The sequence below is a fragment of the Pontibacter saemangeumensis genome, from assembly GCF_039541895.1.
GTDB classification, from domain to species: Bacteria; Bacteroidota; Bacteroidia; order Cytophagales; family Hymenobacteraceae; genus Pontibacter; species Pontibacter saemangeumensis.
Genome location: NZ_BAABHC010000016.1, coordinates 737885 through 757993 on the forward strand (window position 1 = coordinate 737885; position 20109 = coordinate 757993).

The window sequence follows — 20109 nt, forward strand, 5'->3', positions numbered from 1 at the left end:
CGGGATAATCAAACTCGTCGGCAGTCAGGAAGCCCTCTTACCTGGAGGTGGCCATATATAAGGTAGCCATATATAAAGAGCGGCTTCCCTGGTATGGGAAGCCGCTCTTTATATATAAGCTTGATGAACCTATTTACTACTCGTAGCCGCAGATGTTCCGGATTGCGGCACAAATCGCACCGTTTTCAGGACATGGTTCTGGTTGGTTGCCCCGCCAGCTGCCTTCACCACGATATAGACATCATGCAGCTTGTTGTCAGCTACATTCTGTAATGCAATCGTGGCTGAACCTGGTTTTCTTTCGCCGCCTAAGCTCAGCTTGCCCTCGCCAATTTTGCGGCCATCCGGCTGGTCTAACCTAACCTCGGCCTGGTACTGGCTGGTTTCGCCGTTGCCTATCCCCATCAGCTCGATAGCACCTATGTTGTTTAGGTCGATCTGCTCCGCTTTCACCCAACCTTCCGTTCCGGGGAAGATGAAGTAGGTAGCACCGCCGAACTCAACCCTGTTGAAACCTTGCAGGCCGGATAGGTCGGCCACATCCATCGCATTGCTGCGAAGGTAAGCCACATCAGAGCCCGCCAGCGGCTTGATGCCGGTTCCACCCTGGTCGGTGTAAGTGGCGGAAAGCTTCAGCACCGTGTTGTCTTTTCGCTGCGGATCGGGTTTCGCAACGACCTCCCCGCTTGCTGGCAGCGACTTCCTGGCGTTGCCGGAGTTGTTCAGCGACATGATCCACTGCACGATCTGCTTCGCATCGGACTGTGGCAGGCTTGGGTGGGCCGGCATCGCTGCCTCCCCCCAAACGCCGCTTCCGCCTTTGATGATCTTCTCGGTCAGCTGCTGCATGGCTCCCCTCTCCTTCTCGTAGCGCTTGGCCACTTCCGTATAGGATGGCCCGATGGACTTCTCGTTGATGGCGTGACAGGCCTTGCAGTCCAAGCTCAGCATCAGGTTCTTGCCCAGCATCTCCGAAGACACCACCTGGTGGCCCATCGAGGCCCCGGCCATATCCGTTCCCTCCACGTAATCAACCGAGACGAACAGGTTGCCCATATCTACCTGGCTGTCCTCGTCGGCGGCTTTCACCTGGTATTTCACGGGCTGGCCTTCGAAGTAGAAGCTGCGGTTGCCCTGCAGTGCTATGTCTACTTTCGGCTGCTCGTTTCCGGCGTACAGCATCAGGTCTTTGCTCTTGGAGGAGGCATCCTGTGCATCGAACACTTCCACGCTGATGGTATGGTCGCCCTTTTCCGTAAAGGTATGTTTCAGGGTAGGCTCCGTGGTGGCTTTCGTCTCCCCGCCTACTTTCCAGACATAGCGCATCTTGTCATTCTCAGGGTCTTTCGCCTCCACTTTTGCAGTCACGGTCAGCGGTGTTTTGCCGCTCGTGTGGTCAACGGTTATGTCTACGATCTTAGGCGGTCTGTTTCCAGCCAGGTAGTCGATCCGCAGCAAGCCAGAGTCCTCGTTCTTGGCAAACCAGCCCGAGCCGTACTCCAGTATATATAACCTGCCGTCAGGACCCACTTCCATATCGATGGCTCCGGCCAGTTTAAGGTCCGGCATAAACGGTTCCATCTTGTCATAGGTGCCGTCAGGCTTCATGGTCACGGCTTTTATCCAGCCACGCATCCACTCATATATAAACAGCTTGCCGTCGTAGTAAGACGAGTAGCGTGTTTCCTCCGGGAACATGTCGGAGTAATACACGGGGCCCGCCATGGCATTACGCCCGCCGGTGCCCAGCTGCGGAAACTCCGGAGACTCGGCATAAGGATACCAGATAAAGGCTGGCTGCGTAGGAGGAAGCTTCTCCAACCCTGTATTGTTGGGCGAGTCGTTCACGGGGTTTTGCGGGTCGTATTTCGGACCGGTCTCACCCGTGGCATAGTTGTAACGGTGGTAAGCATAATTATCACCGATGAACAGGGGCCAGCCAAAGTAACCGGCTTTACGCGCCTGGTTCACCTCGTCATATCCCCTTGGGCCTCGCACCTCCAGGCTGTCTGCCCCGGCGTCCGGGCCCACCTCACCCCAGAACAGGGTTCCGTTTTTCTGATCTACTGAAATGCGGTACGGGTTGCGGTGCCCCATGGTATATATCTCGGGGCGTGTCTTCGGGTTGTTGCCCGGGAACAGGTTCCCTTCCGGAATAGTATAAGTGCCATCTTCGTTTATCTTGATGCGGAGCACTTTTCCGCGGAGGTCATTCGTGTTAGACGAGGATCGGCGGGCATCATACTGCTCGTGGCCCGGACGGCCATCCAGCGGCGCGAAACCGTTATTCACGTAAGGCTGTCCTTTTTCATTGAATGGCGTAGAGTTGTCGCCAGTAGAAAGGTACAGCATGTTGCCGGGGCCGAAGGCAATTGAGCCCCCGGTGTGGCAGCAGATCCCGCGCTGCGAGTAAAACTGCAGCATCACTTTCTCGGAGCCTTTGTCGAGCTTGCCGTTTTTGTACACAAACCGCGACAGGCGGTTCACGGAAGTATCAACCGGGCTATAGAACAGGTAGATGTAGTTGTTCTTGCTGAAGTTCGGGTCAGCGGCCAGTCCCATCAGGCCTTCTTCCGCATTCACATCCGGCACAGTGGTTTTGTGGTACACGTCCAGGGCGCCCACCTGCTTCACATCGCCAGTCTCGTGGTTATATAGCATCAGCTCCCCTCGGCGCTGCGCCACCAGGATATCCAGGTTCGGAAGGATCGCCATTTCTGTGGGCTCAAAGAAAGTCCCTTTCGTCAGTACGGTGTGCACAAAGCGGTCGCTTTCCGGCACACGCTGCGAAACGGACTTCGCATAGTCTAACTGCTTGTTATCGCCCATGGCGTACTGAATGCCGCCGAGCACGTGCTGCAGGAACAGAGGGTCCTGGTAGGCCTCGTCGGTGTGGCCCATGCCGGTATAGAAGGCGCGGCCGCCGTCAAACTCGTGGTACCAGGAGATGGGATGGTTGTCGCCGTTCTTGCCGCCTTTGTACGTTTTCTCATCCAGCTGTAGCAGCACCTTGGTGTCCTCGTTGATGTCCTTATAGTTATACCATTCGTCTTTGCGCTTCCAGTCTTTGGGCAGGTGCGCTGTGGCCGGATGGTCTGCATCCACCACGTGCACCACCGCTTCCTGCTGCTCCGGGTGGCTTTCGAAATAAGCCCCGGCCAAGCGACCGTACCAGCCCCACCCGTACTCGGTGTCAGCAGCGGCATGAATGCCCACGTAACCGCCACCGGACTGTATATAGCGCTCGAAATCCGCCTCCTGGAAGTTGTTGAGCACATCGCCCGTCGTGTTCAGGAAGATAACGGCGGCGTACTTTGCGAGAGAGTCCTCCTGGAAGTAGGCCGCATTGGTAGTGGTGTCTATCTGGAAGCCGTTCTCCTGCGCCAGCTTCTGCAGCGCTGCGTTACCCGCATCAATGGATTGGTGGTGAAAACCGCTGGTCTTGCTGAAGACGAGCACTCTCGGGTCGCCGGGGCGCTTGTCGCTGCAGGAGAAAAGGGTGAATACGCCTACTACGCAGAGGTAAAAGACGCTTTTAAGTGAAACCTTCGTTAGCATGTGATAGTGGTATGGGCTGTTATGGATGGATGTATGACTATGAAAATGAATGTGTTAGGATTATTACAGATAGTTAACGCAACTGCTTCAAATTTATGCGGAAGCAGTTGCCGGAAGTACAGAAAAAGATACGGATCATACCTGAGTGCTCACTTTCCGAAACGATCGTGAGCAGTGCATTCGTTCCATTCTGAACCAAGCTATAAGTTTAAGGATTTTATTTCAAAGTGCCAACAAGGATGCCGCCGCAGGCGGTACAGTTTTGCAAAAGCGCCCTGTAAAAAATAAGCACGCATAGCTTCCTGCGGCTAGCCAGTACCGGATGAGGTATAAAGGGCATGTGCGCCTGCGGCATTTGGTAGCAATCTACCCCATCATTAAACCGTCGCCAAAGCCACAGAACAAACTGTGTCGTCTTGCTACAACCGCGGTGGTGCATTTCCCCTACCAAAAAAAATCCATAAAATATATTTATACCAGCCTCTTGCTTTTCCGTAAAGCAATATTAACTTTGAAACACAAAGTACTTTATATATGAATCAGCAGCAAGATCAGTTAGCTACCCTGCACGAGATCCGGAGCATCATGGACCGATCCTCCCGCTTCATTTCGCTGAGCGGGCTCTCGGGAGTGGCGGCCGGCGTATCGGCGCTGATTGGGGCTGCTGTTGTGAAATGGTACCTGGTTGCGCATCAAATAAACTACAGGCAGGACGCAGGCCTCAACCTGACGAGGGAGGCCATTCTATATATAGTGTCGGTGGCGGCGCTGGTGTTCATACTGGCACTTTGCTCGGCCGCTTACTTTACTGCACGCAACGCCCGCAAATCCAAGCATCGGGTTTGGGATAGCAAAACGGAGCGGATGCTGGTGAACCTGTTCATACCCTTGGCCGCAGGCGGTATTTTTTGCGCGATCCTGCTATACCACGACTTGCTGTACCTGGTCGCGCCCGTCATGCTTATTTTTTACGGTTGCGCCTTGCTAAATGCCAGCAAGTATACCCTGAGCGACATCCGGTACCTGGGCCTCTGCGAAATTACGATTGGCTTGTTAGCCAGCTTCTTTGTCAGTTATGGTTTGGTAGCCTGGACGGTGGGCTTTGGGCTATTGCACATTGTGTACGGCACGCTGGTGTATTTCAAATACGAACGCTAGCAGGCCTGTGAAAGATTACCTTGAAAACATAAACAAAGCCTTCGAAAGCAGGGTGCGACTGGGCATTATGTCGGTGTTGATGGTGGATGACAAAGTGGATTTCAACACCCTGAAAGACACTTTGCAGCTGACGGACGGGAACCTGGCCAGCCACCTGCGCGCTTTGGAAGAAGCTGAATATCTGCGCGTGGAAAAGCAATTTGTGGGGCGCAAACCAAACACCACCTATTACGCGACCGATGCGGGTCGAGAAGCCTTTAACAATCACCTGGATGCCCTGGAGCAGCTTATTTTGAGTAACCGGAAAGACAGCTGATATTTTTTTTGCTTAATACTTTGCGTTTCAAAGTACTTTATACCAGAACCTGTATTCCCTATATATCATAACATTACAACGATGAGGACACAACCAAACAACTTCCAGCACCAGCCCCTTCCTCCGGCATCGGTGCGTAAGCCAATGCTGCTGGGCGCGGCGATTGGCCTGGTGCTGATCTCCTTTTTTCTGCTTGGTGCCGGCGAGCCTGCCCCGGAATGGCCAAGGCTTTGGTGGGTCAGGCCGCTGGGGGTGGTGCCGGCGGCCGGTGCGCTGGGTGGCTTGTTTTACTCTATCATGGATCCTGTGCGTCGCAAGGGCGGCTGGCGAACAGCATTGGCCTATATAGCCAGCCTGTGGGTCTTCTTCCTTGTGCTATGGCTCGGTACGGTGTTGGGGCTAGCCGGCACGATGTGGGATTGAGCTTGAACCGATCAGATTGGAGAATTATATATAAAACATAAAATTGAATCATCATGGAAAACGAAAAGGAAATGCACGAGGAAGCAGCAGTAAACGAAGGGGCTACGGCGCTGAATATGATCAGCTGGCTCTTTGGAATAGTGGCTTTTGCGATCGGGGTAGTGAACACCTTCTGGGGGAACGACCCCGGCTTCGGGATTTTCATCGTCCTGCTCTCGCTCGTCTACTTTCTCCCGGTACATGCCCTTCTCAACAAAATGACGGGTCTCACTGTGCCTGGCACTGTCATCAGGGTACTCAAAATCTTCCTGGGCTTCTTTATCCTATGGGCAGCACTGGGCGTGGGCGAACTGTTCGACAAGATCGAGCTTATGCTGCGCGATTTTTAACAGTTTCAACATCAACTATATATAACCAGCAACTCTAAAACAAAACATTATGATCACGCAAAACAAAAGATTAACCGGCATCGTGCTCACGGTAGCATTCCTACTACTTATTCCATTAACAGCAATGCTGTTCACAGACGAGGTGGACTGGAACCTGTTCGATTTTGTAGTTATGGGTGTCCTGCTGCTCGGCACCGGGCTTATATGTGAACTCGTGTTTAGGAAGGTAAGGAACCTGGACTACCGGATCGGCCTCCTTGCGGTTATCCTGGTCATGCTTTTCCTGATATGGGCAGAGCTGGCCGTCGGCATTTTCGGGACGCCGTTCGCCGGGAGTTAGCCAGGGAAGCCACGATAGAACGGTAGCGAAGAAATAAGCTTGCAAAAATCAAAAGTAGAAATGCTCATGGAAAACAATATTGAAATGAATAGAGAACTCAACGCCTGGCAGTTCAGCGGGTGGATATTTGGCCTGGTTGTGATCACAATCGGCCTGTTGAATCTGTTTCTGGTGCACCCTGTTCCGGGGATTGCTTACCTGCTGCTTTCCCTGGTTTACCTGCCTCCTGCAAACGCCTACATCCGGAAGAAATGGAGATTCTCGGTACCGCTGGTGGTTAAGATCCTCCTGGGCATCGTGCTGATCATGTTCACACTGGGCGTGAGCGACCTTGGGGATATGATCGATAAGTTGTAAAGCTCAGGACGAAGCACCCATCGTGTTTCAGCGGATATCATTCGTCGCACACCATACGCCAGCAGTCATTCTTCATTAAAGATCATATATAGCAGCCATGAGAAATGAAATCCTTACCCATATAAACGACCCCGGGCAACTCGAACGGTTGTATCGCAGCAACAAGGCGCCTTTTAAGCGGGCGTTCAGCACCTTGTACCCGGAGCTAAAGGGCAACGCACTCGCCGATTTCTGGAACGAAAGGCTGAACTATGAAACAGATGAGATTAACTGGGGCACCGGAAGAGAACTGGTGTTCGTCCTGATGGCGGCTTTGGCGGCAGGGTTGATCGCCAAGATACCGGCCTTATTTCATATCAAAGAAGAGTTCTTTTATCCCAGAAACATTGGCTTCATCTTTCTGCCGCTCCTGACGGCCTACTTTGCCTGGAAAAACAAGATGCAGTCAACCCGTGTGGCCGTGATCGGGGGCGTGATGCTGGCCTCGCTGCTCTATATAAACGCACTGCCTCCTTCCACGAAGAGCGACACGCTGATCCTGGCCTGCATCCATCTGCCGCTGCTGCTGTGGGTGCTGTTGGGCGCCGCGTTTGTCGGCAACAACCTCTCCGACGACAACCGGCGGCTCGATTACTTGCGGTACAACGGTGACCTGCTCGTGATGACGACGCTCATCCTGATTGCCGGCGGCATCATGACGGGGCTCACAATAGGGCTTTTTTCGCTGATCGGGTTTCAAATTGAGGAGCTGTATTTTCAGTATGTTGGTATTATTGGATTGGCCGGAGCACCCATCGTGGGCACGTACCTCACGCAGACCAACCCGCAGCTGGTCAGCAAAGTGTCTCCGGTGATTGCCAAAATCTTCAGCCCGCTGGTGCTCCTGACGCTTGTCATATACCTCGGGGCCATTGTTTATTCCGGCAAAGACCCTTACAACGACCGGGAATTCCTGATCATCTTTAACCTGCTGCTGATCGGGGTAATGGCCATCATCTTCTTCTCGGTGGCAGAAAGCGCCAAAGCAGCCGAAAACAGGACAGCCGCCTGGGTGCTTTTCCTCTTATCCGCCGTGACCATCGTGGTGAACGGGATTGCGCTGTCGGCCATCCTGTTCCGGATCATGGAGTGGGGCATCACGCCGAATAGGCTTGCTGTGCTCGGAAGCAACCTGCTGATGATGACGAACCTCCTCTTTGTGACGTTCCGGCTTGCCAGGTCGCTGCAAGGCAAATCAGACCTCGCTGATGTTGGGAAAGCCATTGCGTTGTTCCTGCCTATATATGGCTTGTGGGCAATCATTGTCACGTTTATGTTCCCGTTGCTTTTTGGTTTTAAGTAATCAAGTTGTGGTAAGTTTATATATGGCGATGTCCTTAAAATAGAGGTATCGGTTCATGCTGTATGGTTAAGCAGAGGAGCGACGTACCATCCCCTTCTCCCGCGACGCCTGCCATATCTATCCCTGCTATATCTATATATAAGGAATCTGTTTAAAGAGAAACGGTCTAAATCTCACAGCGTGCGCAGCTCCTGCGAGCGACTGGCTATATCGTCTGGCCCCGGCTGTATTCAAACCACTTTCACCGCTGCGCAAAGCTTTCTTTGGAAATGCGTAGATTCAGTTAAGCCAACTGAGATGCCCTATGCAACTGACTCCTGAATTTAAAACCGCGATCTCCCACCTGCCTCCTGCCGAGAAGGACAAGCTGCTGTTCCGCCTGCTCAAAAAAGACCCGGACCTGTGCCAGCGCCTGCAGTTTGAGCTGGTGGAGCAGGGCGAGACCCTGCAGGAAAGGCGGGAGGCCGTGGCCTCGGCCATCCGGAAACAGGTGAAGTACGAGCCTTACTCCCCCGGTTACCTGATGATGGACATGCGCGCGCTCAACGGCGAAATTACCCGCCATGTAAAATACACCAAAGACAAGGAAGGCGAGATTCAGCTGACCCTGCTCCTGCTGCGCAGCTACCTCGAAGAGCACCTCGCCTTCATCGTGGCCCACCTCTACCGCGCCGACACCCTGCAGGATTACCTTGTTAAGCGCACGCAGTTTGTGCTGCAGAAACTCAGCAAGCTGCACGAAGACTTCTACATCGAATACGAGGCCGATGTCAATTATATCCTCCAGGCACTTCACCAGAAAGTAGCCCCCATCCAGGCACACAAAGCCAAACTGCCCAGGGAATGGCCATCTTAGCCGCTGTCGGCGGCGCAGGCATCGGTAAAAATTAATCCGCGTTTCCACTGCCCGGCCAGACACAACGAAGCAGATTTTTCGTTATATTCCATCAGGATCAATCTTTAGTTGAAGGCTTATGAAAACCCTACCTGTCAACTGGCTTACCGAAGGGCTCATCGACTTCGAGTACAAAAAGTATATGCTGCTGGCTTACCTCAAAGCCGCCAAAGAAGAGTTTGGGCAGCACCGCCTCTATCCGGTTTTATCTGACCTGATCATGCACTACCGCCACCTGCTGCAGGTGAAGGAACACAAGCAACTGGTATATGAGACCTTCCCGCAGCGCATTAGCCGCGCCGATTTCGAGAAGCTGGAGCTGGTGTACCAGAAGATCGTGGAAGACGACGAGACCATGCAGCAGATCGAGGAGATCATCCGGTTTGCCGCGCCGCTTTTCAACCAGACGGTGGCTTCTGGCCAAGAACTGTATGAGTTTGTGGAGCGCCACCTGGAGATCAGCCCGGTCGGCATCACGCCGATGTACCACGACGAGGGCTACCTGTTCCTCGACGCTTACCCTGGAAAGGAGACACAGGTCTATCTGTACCGTATCACGGTGTTCGAAAACACCTACGAAAAATACCGGGGCATAAACACACAACTGCTGCAAACGGTGCGCCGCGGGCTGGCCCAGACACACGAAAACCTGAAGGTGCAGCTGCTGCGTGAGCGGCGTGCGCTGCCAAACCCGGCCACTTTCGCCGTGGTATCGCGCATTCCGGTGCCGCTGGAGCATTCGCTGCTACCCATCGCGAAGCGCTCGCTGGTGAAGTTTGTGACCAACCTGGCCGCCTGACAGCCCCCAGGACCAGGCTGTGGGGCAGCAGTGCAACGGATTCTGCTGCCCCACCAAATATATTTTGCCCTACCTATTAGGCAGTTGAACAAAAAAAGCTTTAAATTTGTATTCCAATTACCAATTGACTTAAACGTCGGTAAAATTTATAGAGAAGAGGCGAGAGAATAGGCTCAAAGACCCTCTGGCAACCACCCGATCGGGAAGGTGCCAAGTCCTATCCCGCCGGGCGGGAGCATATAAATTTAATATATAATGCATACTACAGCTAACACATCGCCTTCATTTTCCGGTAGCACTCCTGCTGCCACTGTTCCTGCTTCTTCCATGGCTTGCAGTACTTCTGCCCTTTGCTGTTGTTGCTGCTGTATGCAGTGCTGCTAAACCCATTGCCTTCGGTTTAGCCCTCAGCACTTTTGCCACATCAGGCGTTCCCCTTTTCACACTCTGTTTCAGGTATTTTTTAGGCAATGCGTCCGCTATCAGGTGTTTTAGCACCTAAAAGCACAAAGTACCTTGAAAGCAGTTGTGCCCCAGGGCGTTAGGCAAATCATATATTAAATAGTCCGCAAGAAATTAACATTCCATACATGAGTCAGATTTCAGCTTTAGAAACCAAGGTGCCGGCGCTGCTAGGCCTGCTGGAGGGCAAAAGCATAGAAGAGAGCCTCACTTTGCTGGCGGCCCAGTTCCCGGGCCAGATTGCTTTCTCCTCCAGCCTCGGCATCGAGGATCAGCTCATCACCCATTATATATTCGAGAACAACCTGCCGATCCGCGTTTTCTCGCTGGACACCGGCCGCCTCTTCAACGAGACCTATAACCTGCTGCACAAGACAAACGAGCATTACGGCAAGAAGATTGAGGTTTACTTCCCGCAGCACGAGGCCGTGGAGCAGATGGTGACCGAGAAAGGCACGCTCAGCTTCTATGCCTCGGTCGAGAACCGCAAGCAGTGCTGCTTTATCCGCAAGGTGGAGCCGCTGAAGCGCGCGCTGCAGGGTGTGCAACTCTGGATCACGGGCATCCGGGCCGAGCAGTCGGACGCGCGCCAGGAGTTGCAACTGCTGGAGTGGGACCCGGGTTTCCAGATGATCAAGTACAACCCGCTCCTGAACTGGTCGTTCGAGGCGGTGCGCGAGGCGGTGCGCCAGTTGCATATCCCCTACAACCCGCTGCACGACAAGGGCTTCGTGAGCATCGGCTGCGCCCCCTGCACCCGCGCCATCGCTGAGGGCGAGGACTTCCGGGCGGGCCGCTGGTGGTGGGAGAGCGACTCCAAGAAAGAGTGCGGGCTGCACGCACGTTGATGAATTAAAAATTCAAAATTAGAAATTAGAAATTGGGCTATATCCTCCTTTCTGATTCAGAATTGAACAATTAATATATGACAAAGAGATATTTAGATTACCTCGACCAGCTGGAGGCGGAAGCCATCCATATCATGCGCGAGGTAGCGGGCCAGTTCCAGAAACCGGCTCTCCTGTTTTCTGGTGGCAAAGACTCCATCACGCTGGTGCGACTGGCCGAGAAGGCTTTTCGCCCGGGTAAGTTCCCGTTCCCGCTCGTGCACATCGATACGGGCCACAACTTCCCGGAAGCGATCCAGTACCGCGACGAGCTGGCCGAAAGGCTGGGCGAGAAGCTGATCGTGCGCCACGTGGAAGACACCATTAAAAAGCAGAACCTCTCCGAGCCCGTGGGCCGCTATGCCAGCCGCAACGGCCTGCAGACCTATACCCTGCTGGAGACCATCGAGGAGTTCGGCTTTGATTGCTGCATCGGCGGTGCACGCCGCGACGAGGAGAAAGCCCGCGCGAAGGAGCGGATCTTTTCGGTGCGCGACGAGTTTGGCCAGTGGGACCCGAAGCGCCAGCGCCCGGAGCTCTGGAACATCTACAACGGCCGCATCAGCATGGGCGAGAACGTGCGTGCGTTCCCGATCAGCAACTGGACGGAGCTGGACGTGTGGAATTATATCAAACGGGAGGAAATCAGCCTGCCCAACATTTACTTTACGCACGAGCGCGAATGCCTCATCCGCGACGGCAAGCTGATGGCCTGGTCTGACTTTATATACCGGGAGCCCGAGGACGAAGTCGTGAAGCGCCAGGTGCGTTTCCGCACGGTGGGCGACATGACGTGTACAGCCGCCGTAGAGTCGATCGCCTTTGACATCGACACGGTGATCGCTGAAATTCTAGAGTCTAAAATAAGTGAGCGCGGCGCTACCCGCATCGACGACAAACTATCGGAAACCGCCATGGAAGACCGTAAAAAAGGAGGATACTTTTAAGATGGATATATTAAGATTTATAACCGCAGGCAGCGTAGATGACGGAAAAAGTACCCTGATCGGCCGCCTGCTGTACGACACCAAGCAGATATACATTGACCAACTGGAGGCGATCGAGAGCTCCGGCCGGGTGAACGAGGACGGCGAGGTAGACCTTTCGCTGCTCACGGACGGCCTGAAGGCGGAGCGCGAGCAGGGCATCACCATCGACGTGGCCTACAAGTACTTCAACACACCGCGCCGAAAGTTTATCATTGCCGATGCACCGGGCCATATCCAGTACACCCGCAACATGGTGACGGGTGCCTCTAACTCCAACCTGGCCATTATCCTGGTAGACGCGCGCCACGGCGTGCAGGAGCAGACGCGCCGCCACTCCATCATTTCTTCTTTGCTGGGCATTCCGCACCTGGTGATCTGCATCAACAAGATGGACCTGGTGGGGTTTGATGAAAACGTATACAACCAGATCGTAGATGACTACCGCAAGTTCTCCAAGAAGCTGACTTCTAAGGACATCACGTTTATCCCGGTGAGCGCCCTGAAAGGCGACAACATCGTGGACCGCTCTAACTCGATGCCGTGGTACAGTGGCCCGAGCCTGCTGGAGCACCTGGAGCAGGTGCCGGTGTCAAGGGATTTTAACCTGGACGATTCCCGTTTCCCGGTGCAGTATGTGATACGCCCGCACACCCACGAGCACCACGATTACCGGGGCTACGCCGGCAAAGTGATCAGCGGCATCTACCGCAAAGGCGATAAAGTAGTGGTGCTGCCTTCCGGCCAGACCTCCACCATCAAATCTGTAGAGCTGGGCGGCAAGGAACTGGAGGAAGCGTTCGCGCCGCAGTCGGTGGTGTTGCAACTGGAGGATGATGTCGACATCAGCCGCGGCGACGTGATCGTGAAGCAGGAAGAGGAACTGGACGTGACGAAGGAGTTTGAAGCGCTGGTATGCTGGATGAACACGAAGCCCCTGAAGCCGGGTGCCAAGCTGCTGCTCCGCCATAACTCCACCGAAACCCGCGCCGTGATCCGGGAGATACAGTACAAAGTGGATGTGAACTCGCTGGACCGCATTGAAGACGTGGACCAGGTGCAGCTCAACGACATATGCCGCGTGCAGGTAAGAGTAGCCACTCCGCTGCTCGTAGACCCTTACCTGAAGAACCGCTCCAACGGGGGTTTTATCCTGATAGACGAGACGTCTTTCACCACGGTAGGCGCCGGCATGGTGGCCACGGTGTCGCATGAGAGCGAGCTCAACTATATGATTTAAGTTGCTGAATCTCTTAGGTACTCGGTGAGTTCCTATATAAAAAAGGCCGCTGCGGGATTTACCTGCAGCGGCCTTTTTTATATAGTTTTATCTTAAGCGGCTAGGCTATATATAACTATAACCTCAACCTGTCACAACTTCAAAGCTGTGGGTGATGGTGGCGGTTTTATAGAGAATGGCGGCTACAGAACAGTACTTGTCCATCGACAAGCTGACTGCCTTTCCTACCCGTTCTTCTTCCAACGGGCCTCCCAGCGCAAAATGCACATGAATCTCCTTAAACAGCGATGGCACCGCTCCGGCCTCACGCTCAGCGGTTACCTTAATCTGGAACGAGTCGATCTGCTGGCGCTGCTTCTTCAGTATTTGGATCACATCGATGGCACTACAGCCGCCGAGGCCCATCAGCAGCAGCTCCATCGGGCGGGCGCCTGCGTTGTGTCCGCCAATTTCGGGAGAGCCGTCTATATGTACCTCCACCCCGGAAGTACCCACTCCGGCAAAATGAAAATCCTGATCGATGCGTGATAAGTTAACCTCCATATATAGTTTCTTCCTTTTGATATATTATGCGCAAGAGCGCCTTTGTTGCCCCACTCTTGTTTGACAGGGATTGATTTTGGTGCTGGTGCGAGCTTACAGCTCGTACTTTTCTAAAGCAGTGGTACGAGCTGCAAGCTCGTACCAGCGATAAAGTGACAAACGCACCAGCGATAAAATGACAAATAAAAACGAGTTACTGCAGAGGCCATTTGTCAATAGACTACTGATATAGTCTATCTACAACTAACAATCAGCAATCAAACCTTCGCCAGTGCCTGCTCTATGTCCGCAATGATGTCGTTGATACTTTCCAGGCCTACAGACACCCGGATCAAACCGTCGGATATACCGGTGGCGGCTTTTTCTTCGGGAGAGAGCTTGGAGTGCGTGGTAGAGGCCGGGTGCGTGGCAATGGTGCGGGTGTCGCCCAGGTTAGAGGTGATGGTGGCCATCTGCAGGCTATCCATAAAGCGCTTGGCAGCCACATATCCTCCTTTCACCACAAACGTGATGATTCCCCCACCCTGCTTCATTTGCTTTTTAGCCAGTTCGTACTGCGCAAAAGAGGGTAGAAATGGGTAGTTCACAACCTCCAGCGCCGGGTTACCCTCCAGCGTCTGGGCCAGCTTCAGGGCATTTTCACAGTGCTTGTCGATGCGCAGCGAGAGTGTCTCCAGGCTTTTGGACAGCACCCAGGCGTTGAACGGCGACAGGGCAGGCCCCGTGTGGCGCGAGAAGAAGCGGATTTCCTTGATCAGGTCCGCCCTGCCGACCACCATGCCTCCCAATACGCGGCCCTGGCCATCTATATACTTCGTAGCAGAGTGCACCACAAGGTCCGCACCGTAGTCGATGGGGGTTTGCAGCACCGGCGTGGCAAAGCAGTTATCCACCACTAAAATTAGGTTGTACTTGCGCTTCAGCTCGCCCAGCCATTCCAGGTCAATCAGTTCCAAGCCGGGGTTAGACGGCGTCTCCACCAGTATCATTTTGGTTTCGGGTGTAATCAGGCTTTCCCACTCCTCGGGGGTACTGGCATCGGCATAGGAATGGGTGATACCCCAGCGCGGCAGGACGGTGGTGAGCAGCTGGTGCGTTGAGCCGAACACGGCGCGGCCCGCCAGCACATGGTCGCCGGAGCTCAGCAAAGAAGCCATGCTGGTGAACACCGCCGACATGCCCGTGGCAAACGCAAACCCGTCCTCTGCTTTCTCCAGATAGCACATTTTCTGCACCAGCTCGTCTACGTTCGGGTTAGAGAAACGGGAGTAGATGTTGCCTGCCTCCTCGTCGGCAAACACCGCGCGGGCCTGCTCAGCGTTATCAAAGATAAAACTGGAGGTAAGGTAAAGGGGCACCGAGTGCTCGCGGTTATGGCTGCGCTTGGCCTGCAGGCGAATGGCATTTGTTTCTATATCAGACATTAGTATGGTTGATTTTGAGCGTGTTGCCTGTTTACTGCAGGCAACACGCTTCGTACAGTCTTAGAATTTAACGGAGCATAAATTTACGAAGACGCTCCCACTTCTCCCTAAGAGATAACGCCCAGATTTGCCTTTATCCTATAAAAGCCATATAAATCAGGCGCAGACTGACAATGATCACGACAATACCGACGATGATCATCATTGTCTTCACCGGCAGCCTGCGGGCAAGCATGGCCCCTAGCGGTGCCGAGATGGTTCCCCCCAGGATCAGGCCGATGATGATCTGCCAGTGCGAGATACCGGCGAGCGAGATGAAAGCCGCTGAGCTGGCAAAGGACACAAAGAACTCTGCCAGGTTCACGGAGCCGATGGTGTACATCGGGTGCCTACCTTTGGCGATCAGCGTGGACGACACGATGGGTCCCCAGCCGCCGCCGCCGATGGCGTCCATAAAGCCGCCGACAGCCCCCAGCAGCCCCAGCCTTTTGACAGGGCTCTTCTTGACATGCTTCTTCAGCACTTTCCGGATGATCAGGATACCCAAAAACAAGGTGTAGCCGGCCACGATAGGCTTGATGAGGTATACGTATTCCTCCAGCGTAAACAGCAGGTAAGCCCCTGCAATGGCCCCCAGCACGCCGGGCACCACGATGGTCTTAAACAGCTTGCTGTTCACGTTGCCGAACTTCAGGTGCATCCAGCCGGAGGCGCCCGAGGTGAAGATTTCGGAGGCGTGCACACTGGCGCTGGCCGCCACCGGCGAAATACCGAAGCTCAGCAGGAAGGTGGTGGCGCTCACGCCATAGGCCATCCCCAGCGCACCATCAATGAGCTGGGCCACGAAACCGGCCAAAATGAAGATGAGAATTTCCCTGTCGACCTGCGCGGCCACGTCCATTGCCAGGTTACCGATGGTGCTGAAGGGGATATAGCTGAAGAGCAGGTGGCCCGTCACCATCAGGGAAATGGCCGCCAATACCAGCATCAGCACAAAAGTAAGGCTGTACTTCGGCTTCTTTCGGGCGACAGGGGCCTCAGGCTCTACCAGCACCTCCGTCATCTCGTTCAGGCGCTTCACCTTGTAGGCGAAGTCGCCGGTGAGCTGGGCCCGTAGCCGGATGAGCTTATCCAGCACCTGCTCCATTTCATCGGGCAGGGCCTCGTTCAGCACCTGCTTCAGGCGTTTGGCAACCGTAGGGGATTTCCCGTTGGTGGAGATGGCCAGCTTCAGGCTGCCTTTCTGCACAATGGAGCCCAGGTAAAAATCACACTGCAGGGGCGTGTCGGCTACATTAGTGAGTATCTTTCGGGATTTCGCCAGGTCCCGGATCGCCACGTTCAGCACGTGGTCATCCGTCGCTACCAGCACCAGGTCGCGGTCGGCCAGGTCCTCCTCCCGAAACTCACGCTTCTCCAGCCTCACCAGCGGGTGGCGGGCGGCCAGTTCTTCCACCTCAGGCAGAATACGGGGGGCGACCAAAAGCACCTGCGCCTGCGGGCTATTGGCTAAGATAGCGGAAAGCTTTTCGAGCCCCACATTTCCTCCCCCTACCACCAGCGTTTGCAGCTGCTCCAGTTTCAGGAAAATCGGGAACAGCGGGTTTATAACCGGTTGCACCGTGGAGGCCGGAGGATCAATTGTTTTATTTGGGGTGCTGCTCATGTATGTCATCAGTTGTCTAGTGTTGTCTGGTGCTAGGCGTTCACCAGTTCCTGTTCCTGCTTCAGGCTCAGGGTGTAGCGCAGGGATGGATGGTAAGCGACCACCTCGCCGATCATAATGATGGCCGGGGCACCCAGGCCTTTTGTCTCCACGCGCTCCACGATGTTATGCACATTGCCCAGCACAAGCTTCTCGTCCGGCAGCGAGCCGTTCTGTATAACGGCAACTGGCGTGTCGGCTTTGCCTGCGGCCAGGAACACCTCTATAATCCGGGACAGTTTATTAACGCCCATTAGTATAATCACGCTTGCGCTGGATTGTGCCGCCAGCGGAATGTCCCTGGAGATGTCGCCGGAACTGGTGGTACCGGTTATCACCCAAAAGCTTTCGTTCACGCCCCGGATGGTCAGCGGGATCTGCTGCAGTTCGGGCACCGCGATGGAGCTCGAAATTCCGGGCACCACCTCCGTTGCGATGTTAAACTTGTCGGCGTAGGCCAGTTCTTCGTAGCCACGGCCAAACACAAAGGGGTCGCCGCCTTTCAGGCGCACCACATGCCCATAAGCCATAGCAGAGTCCACAATCAGTTTGTTGATCTCGTCCTGCTTCAGGCTATGCGCACCCGCACGCTTCCCTACGAATACCTTGGGTGTGGCAGCGGCAGCATGCGCTAACAAGGCCGGGTTCACCAGCGCATCATAGAGCACCACATCCGCCTGCTGCAGCGCCTTGATCGCCTTCAGCGTGATCAGGTCCGCGTCGCCGGGGCCTGCGCCAACCAGCGTCAGCCGTGGCTGTTTATATATGGCTGCGTCTGCCTGCGCCTTATCTTCTCTCTTCAATGCCATCCTGGTTCAATTTTAAATGCTGCCTCCATCACTTCATTCCGACAGGCAGTATTCTGTTACACAATATTACGTTCTACGCCTCGCGCTGCACCGGCTTGGGAGCGGGCATTTCGCGGTGTTGCTGGCGGTAACTGGTGGCCTGCTGCAGGAACAGCAGGGCTTTGCTTATATACTGATTGGCAAACTCCTCGCCCGGCTCCTGCTGATTGATCTGCAACACCTGGCTCTTGAAATCAGGGGTGAAGTCGAAGGTGCCTGCTGCCACGAAGTTCGTGTCAAAGTCTTGGATGATGCCGGACTGCGTGTTGCATTTCACGTTTATATCAAGCAGCAACGCTTTGGCCGTGCTGATATAGGCGCTGTAGCCATAGTATATGGCGTCGGCAAAGCGCTTTTCCTCCAAGGCTTCTGCGGCCCACTCCAGCTTCTCATCAGCCTCATACAGCAGGGTCGCTACCAGGTCGATCATCACGCCGGCACATTCCCCCACTCCGATTGCCGTCGCGAACTGATCCTGGTGCCCCCAGTCGATAAAATCGTCCGGCGTCAGGTTTGTCAGGTCTGCCAGCGGCTTCAGCAACTGGTAAAAGTGGTCTTTGCCGTTCCGGTCGAAGTACTCGTTGAAGCGCTCGTTCTCCAGTTTGTTGGCATGGTAATCGTTGATCACGTAGCGCACCACCTCCGGCCCTCTTTTGCTCGGCACTTTCAGTACTTTCTGCGCGATGCGGCCTTCTCCGTCCACCACCGTGCCACCCCCCAGCAGTACCTGCAGGGCGGGCACCACGCTCTTGCCGCTCTTCAGCGAGGAACCGTGGAAACCGAGGTTCGCCATCCCGTGCTGGCCGCAGGAGTTCATGCAGCCGCTTATCTTGATCTTAATATCCGTGTTGAAGAGCAGCTCCGGGTACTCCTGCACGATCATGTTCTCCAACACCTTGGCCGTGGTCATGCTGTTGGAGATACCGAGGTTACAGGTATCGGTGCCGGGGCAGGTGGTGATGTCGGCCACGCTGTTGAAACCCGGCTCTGCCAGCCCCAGTTCATCCAGGCGCGCGAAGAAATAAGGCAGCGCCTCCTCACGCACGTACTTCAGCAGCAGGTTCTGCCCCTGTGTCACGCGAATATCATCGGCGGCGAAATCGCGTACCAGCGGCACCAGTTCCCGGGCTGTGTCGCTGCTGATGTCGCCGATCTGCACTTTTATATATACCCCGTAATACCCCTGCTGCTTCTGCTGGAACACGTTCGTCTTCAGCCAGGTGTTGTACTTCTCTGTGTCCTCGATCACAAAATCGGGAATCTCGCGCGCCTCCGGTACAGCGGGCGTGAAGATTGCGTTCCTGTCAATCTCAAAGGCATGTGATTTGAGCGCCTTGTATTCCTCGTTCACCAGGCGCATCACCTCCTCCAGCCCCAGCTTCGCGATCAGGTACTTGAACCTAGCCTTGTTGCGGTTGTTGCGCTCGCCGTGGCGGTCGAAAATACGCAGCACGCCTTCGATCAACGGAATGACTTTGTCCTCGGGCAGAAACTCGTACGCCGTGTGCGCGAGCGCCGGCTGGGCCCCCAAGCCTCCCCCGATCATCACCTTAAAACCGCGTACCGTCTCTCCGTTCTCCTCTTTCACCTTCGGGATAAAGCCCAGGTCGTGCATATAGGACATGGCGGTGTCGGAGTCGCTGGAAGAGAAGGATATCTTGAACTTGCGGCCCATGTCCTGGCAGATCGGGTTGCGCAGGAAATACCGGAACGTGGCGTCGGCATAGGGCGACACATCAAACGGCTCCTGCGGATCCACGCCAGCCTCAGGAGAGGCGGTCACGTTACGTACCGTGTTGCCGCAAGCCTCCCGCAGCGTGATGTCGTCCTGCTCGAGTTTGGCCCACAGTTCCGGGGTCCTGTCGAGGCTCACAAAGTGAATCTGGATATCCTGGCGCGTGGTCAGGTGCAGGTTACCGGTAGAGTACTCATCCGAAATGCCGGCAATGCGCAGCAGCTGTTGGGTTGATACCCTGCCAAAAGGCAGTTTGATGCGCACCATCTGCACACCCAACTGGCGCTGCCCATATACGCCGCGGGCCAGTCGCAGGCTCTTGAATTTATCTTCCTGCAGTTTTCCCTCCCGGTACAGGCGGATTTTCTTCTCCAGCTCGATGATATCTTTCTCGACTATCGGATTCTCTAATTCGGATCTAAAGGTTTGCATACAAATGGTCTTTTTTATGGATGGGCCGGTAAAGGCTTCTGCTCAAATGGTTGAAGGTGTAGATGTTAGCTGCTTCCCGCACGCGGGCGGAAAGCCATATAGGGAATGAAGGCTCAACAACAGCCGCACACGCCACAACAGCGCCAAAGGCTCCGGCAGGCCTGTATGGCAACCGGTGAGTGCCTGAACGCCTTGTCATATATATGGGGGATGCTGGTAAAAGCCATGATCTTGTTGCTGTGCCCATTGGCGAGCGGTACATAGAGAATG

At 54.7% G+C, this 20109-nt stretch carries 18 protein-coding genes and 1 riboswitch; of the genes, 12 read left to right on the plus strand and 6 right to left on the minus strand.

The genetic code is table 11. From position 1 onward, the window contains the following. Positions 1-129 precede the first annotated feature (129 nt). Entirely contained in the window at positions 130-3558 is a 3429-nt protein-coding gene (locus ABD920_RS17085; RefSeq protein WP_345160709.1) for a ThuA domain-containing protein, read from the minus strand. 534 nt (positions 3559-4092) lie between these two features. Here ABD920_RS17085 and ABD920_RS17090 point away from each other — a divergent pair. From ABD920_RS17090 to ABD920_RS17145, 12 genes are all read left to right on the plus strand, one after another. Further along, entirely contained in the window at positions 4093-4716 is a 624-nt protein-coding gene (locus tag ABD920_RS17090; RefSeq protein ID WP_345160710.1) for a hypothetical protein, read from the plus strand. 7 nt (positions 4717-4723) lie between these two features. After that, positions 4724-5032 carry a winged helix-turn-helix domain-containing protein gene (locus ABD920_RS17095; RefSeq protein ID WP_345160711.1) on the plus strand — a complete coding sequence of 103 codons (309 nt, stop codon included), beginning with the start codon at positions 4724-4726 and terminating at the stop codon, positions 5030-5032. A gap of 81 nt (positions 5033-5113) precedes the next feature. Further along, positions 5114-5455 (plus strand): potassium transporter KefB, encoded by a 342-nt coding sequence (locus tag ABD920_RS17100; protein WP_345160712.1) that lies wholly within the window; start codon positions 5114-5116, stop codon positions 5453-5455. A gap of 53 nt (positions 5456-5508) precedes the next feature. Beyond that, a complete protein-coding gene (locus ABD920_RS17105) occupies positions 5509-5844 on the plus strand; it encodes a hypothetical protein (RefSeq protein ID WP_345160713.1) in 336 nt (111 codons plus the stop codon). 49 nt (positions 5845-5893) lie between these two features. After that, the gene (locus ABD920_RS17110) at positions 5894-6184 is read left to right on the plus strand and encodes a hypothetical protein (protein ID WP_345160714.1); all 291 of its coding nucleotides are present in this window, start codon (positions 5894-5896) and stop codon (positions 6182-6184) included. 84 nt (positions 6185-6268) lie between these two features. Beyond that, on the plus strand, positions 6269-6541 hold the full coding sequence (locus tag ABD920_RS17115) for a hypothetical protein (protein ID WP_345160715.1): 273 nt from the start codon (positions 6269-6271) through the stop codon (positions 6539-6541). A 97-nt stretch (positions 6542-6638) separates the two neighbouring features. Next, complete coding sequence (locus ABD920_RS17120) at positions 6639-7883, plus strand: hypothetical protein (RefSeq protein ID WP_345160716.1); 1245 nt, start codon at positions 6639-6641, stop codon at positions 7881-7883. A gap of 304 nt (positions 7884-8187) precedes the next feature. Then, positions 8188-8739 (plus strand): hypothetical protein, encoded by a 552-nt coding sequence (locus ABD920_RS17125; protein ID WP_345160717.1) that lies wholly within the window; start codon positions 8188-8190, stop codon positions 8737-8739. Positions 8740-8857: 118 nt separating this feature from the next. Continuing rightward, positions 8858-9577, plus strand: a complete 720-nt coding sequence (locus ABD920_RS17130; RefSeq protein ID WP_345160718.1) for a hypothetical protein — start codon at positions 8858-8860, stop codon at positions 9575-9577. 143 nt (positions 9578-9720) lie between these two features. Further along, positions 9721-9823, plus strand: a riboswitch (SAM riboswitch). A 344-nt stretch (positions 9824-10167) separates the two neighbouring features. Then, positions 10168-10887, plus strand: a complete 720-nt coding sequence (locus ABD920_RS17135; protein WP_345160719.1) for a phosphoadenylyl-sulfate reductase — start codon at positions 10168-10170, stop codon at positions 10885-10887. 77 nt (positions 10888-10964) lie between these two features. Further along, positions 10965-11873: a sulfate adenylyltransferase subunit CysD gene (gene cysD, locus ABD920_RS17140; protein ID WP_345160720.1), complete on the plus strand. Its 909-nt coding sequence runs from the start codon at positions 10965-10967 to the stop codon at positions 11871-11873. 1 nt (position 11874) lies between these two features. After that, the gene (locus ABD920_RS17145) at positions 11875-13152 is read left to right on the plus strand and encodes a sulfate adenylyltransferase subunit 1 (protein ID WP_345160721.1); all 1278 of its coding nucleotides are present in this window, start codon (positions 11875-11877) and stop codon (positions 13150-13152) included. Between the two features lie 123 nt (positions 13153-13275). Here the strand turns inward: ABD920_RS17145 and ABD920_RS17150 are convergent, their stop codons facing one another. The 5 genes from ABD920_RS17150 to ABD920_RS17170 form a co-directional block, all read right to left on the minus strand. Then, positions 13276-13695: an OsmC family protein gene (locus ABD920_RS17150; RefSeq protein WP_345160722.1), complete on the minus strand. Its 420-nt coding sequence runs from the start codon at positions 13693-13695 to the stop codon at positions 13276-13278. A 257-nt stretch (positions 13696-13952) separates the two neighbouring features. Next, positions 13953-15119 carry a trans-sulfuration enzyme family protein gene (locus tag ABD920_RS17155; RefSeq protein WP_345160723.1) on the minus strand — a complete coding sequence of 389 codons (1167 nt, stop codon included), beginning with the start codon at positions 15117-15119 and terminating at the stop codon, positions 13953-13955. Positions 15120-15252: 133 nt separating this feature from the next. After that, positions 15253-16785, minus strand: a complete 1533-nt coding sequence (locus ABD920_RS17160) for a TSUP family transporter (protein WP_345160724.1) — start codon at positions 16783-16785, stop codon at positions 15253-15255. Between the two features lie 32 nt (positions 16786-16817). Further along, complete coding sequence (cobA, locus tag ABD920_RS17165; RefSeq protein ID WP_345160725.1) at positions 16818-17633, minus strand: uroporphyrinogen-III C-methyltransferase; 816 nt, start codon at positions 17631-17633, stop codon at positions 16818-16820. Positions 17634-17706: 73 nt separating this feature from the next. After that, entirely contained in the window at positions 17707-19839 is a 2133-nt protein-coding gene (locus tag ABD920_RS17170; RefSeq protein WP_345160726.1) for a nitrite/sulfite reductase, read from the minus strand. Positions 19840-20109 lie beyond the last annotated feature (270 nt).

Bases quoted from the DNA above. Each gene is read 5' to 3' on its own strand.
- ABD920_RS17155 (WP_345160723.1), bottom strand. From the start codon at position 15,119: ATGTCTGATATAGAAACAAATGCCATTCGCCTGCAGGCCAAGCGCAGC.
- ABD920_RS17130 (WP_345160718.1), top strand. From the start codon at position 8,858: ATGAAAACCCTACCTGTCAACTGGCTTACCGAAGGGCTCATCGACTTC.
- ABD920_RS17085 (WP_345160709.1), bottom strand. From the start codon at position 3,558: ATGCTAACGAAGGTTTCACTTAAAAGCGTCTTTTACCTCTGCGTAGTA.
- cobA (WP_345160725.1), bottom strand. From the start codon at position 17,633: ATGGCATTGAAGAGAGAAGATAAGGCGCAGGCAGACGCAGCCATATAT.
- ABD920_RS17100 (WP_345160712.1), top strand. From the start codon at position 5,114: ATGAGGACACAACCAAACAACTTCCAGCACCAGCCCCTTCCTCCGGCA.
- ABD920_RS17125 (WP_345160717.1), top strand. From the start codon at position 8,188: ATGCAACTGACTCCTGAATTTAAAACCGCGATCTCCCACCTGCCTCCT.
- ABD920_RS17090 (WP_345160710.1), top strand. From the start codon at position 4,093: ATGAATCAGCAGCAAGATCAGTTAGCTACCCTGCACGAGATCCGGAGC.
- ABD920_RS17135 (WP_345160719.1), top strand. From the start codon at position 10,168: ATGAGTCAGATTTCAGCTTTAGAAACCAAGGTGCCGGCGCTGCTAGGC.
- ABD920_RS17160 (WP_345160724.1), bottom strand. From the start codon at position 16,785: ATGAGCAGCACCCCAAATAAAACAATTGATCCTCCGGCCTCCACGGTG.
- ABD920_RS17110 (WP_345160714.1), top strand. From the start codon at position 5,894: ATGATCACGCAAAACAAAAGATTAACCGGCATCGTGCTCACGGTAGCA.
- ABD920_RS17105 (WP_345160713.1), top strand. From the start codon at position 5,509: ATGGAAAACGAAAAGGAAATGCACGAGGAAGCAGCAGTAAACGAAGGG.
- ABD920_RS17115 (WP_345160715.1), top strand. From the start codon at position 6,269: ATGAATAGAGAACTCAACGCCTGGCAGTTCAGCGGGTGGATATTTGGC.
- ABD920_RS17150 (WP_345160722.1), bottom strand. From the start codon at position 13,695: ATGGAGGTTAACTTATCACGCATCGATCAGGATTTTCATTTTGCCGGA.
- ABD920_RS17120 (WP_345160716.1), top strand. From the start codon at position 6,639: ATGAGAAATGAAATCCTTACCCATATAAACGACCCCGGGCAACTCGAA.
- ABD920_RS17145 (WP_345160721.1), top strand. From the start codon at position 11,875: ATGGATATATTAAGATTTATAACCGCAGGCAGCGTAGATGACGGAAAA.
- ABD920_RS17170 (WP_345160726.1), bottom strand. From the start codon at position 19,839: ATGCAAACCTTTAGATCCGAATTAGAGAATCCGATAGTCGAGAAAGAT.
- cysD (WP_345160720.1), top strand. From the start codon at position 10,965: ATGACAAAGAGATATTTAGATTACCTCGACCAGCTGGAGGCGGAAGCC.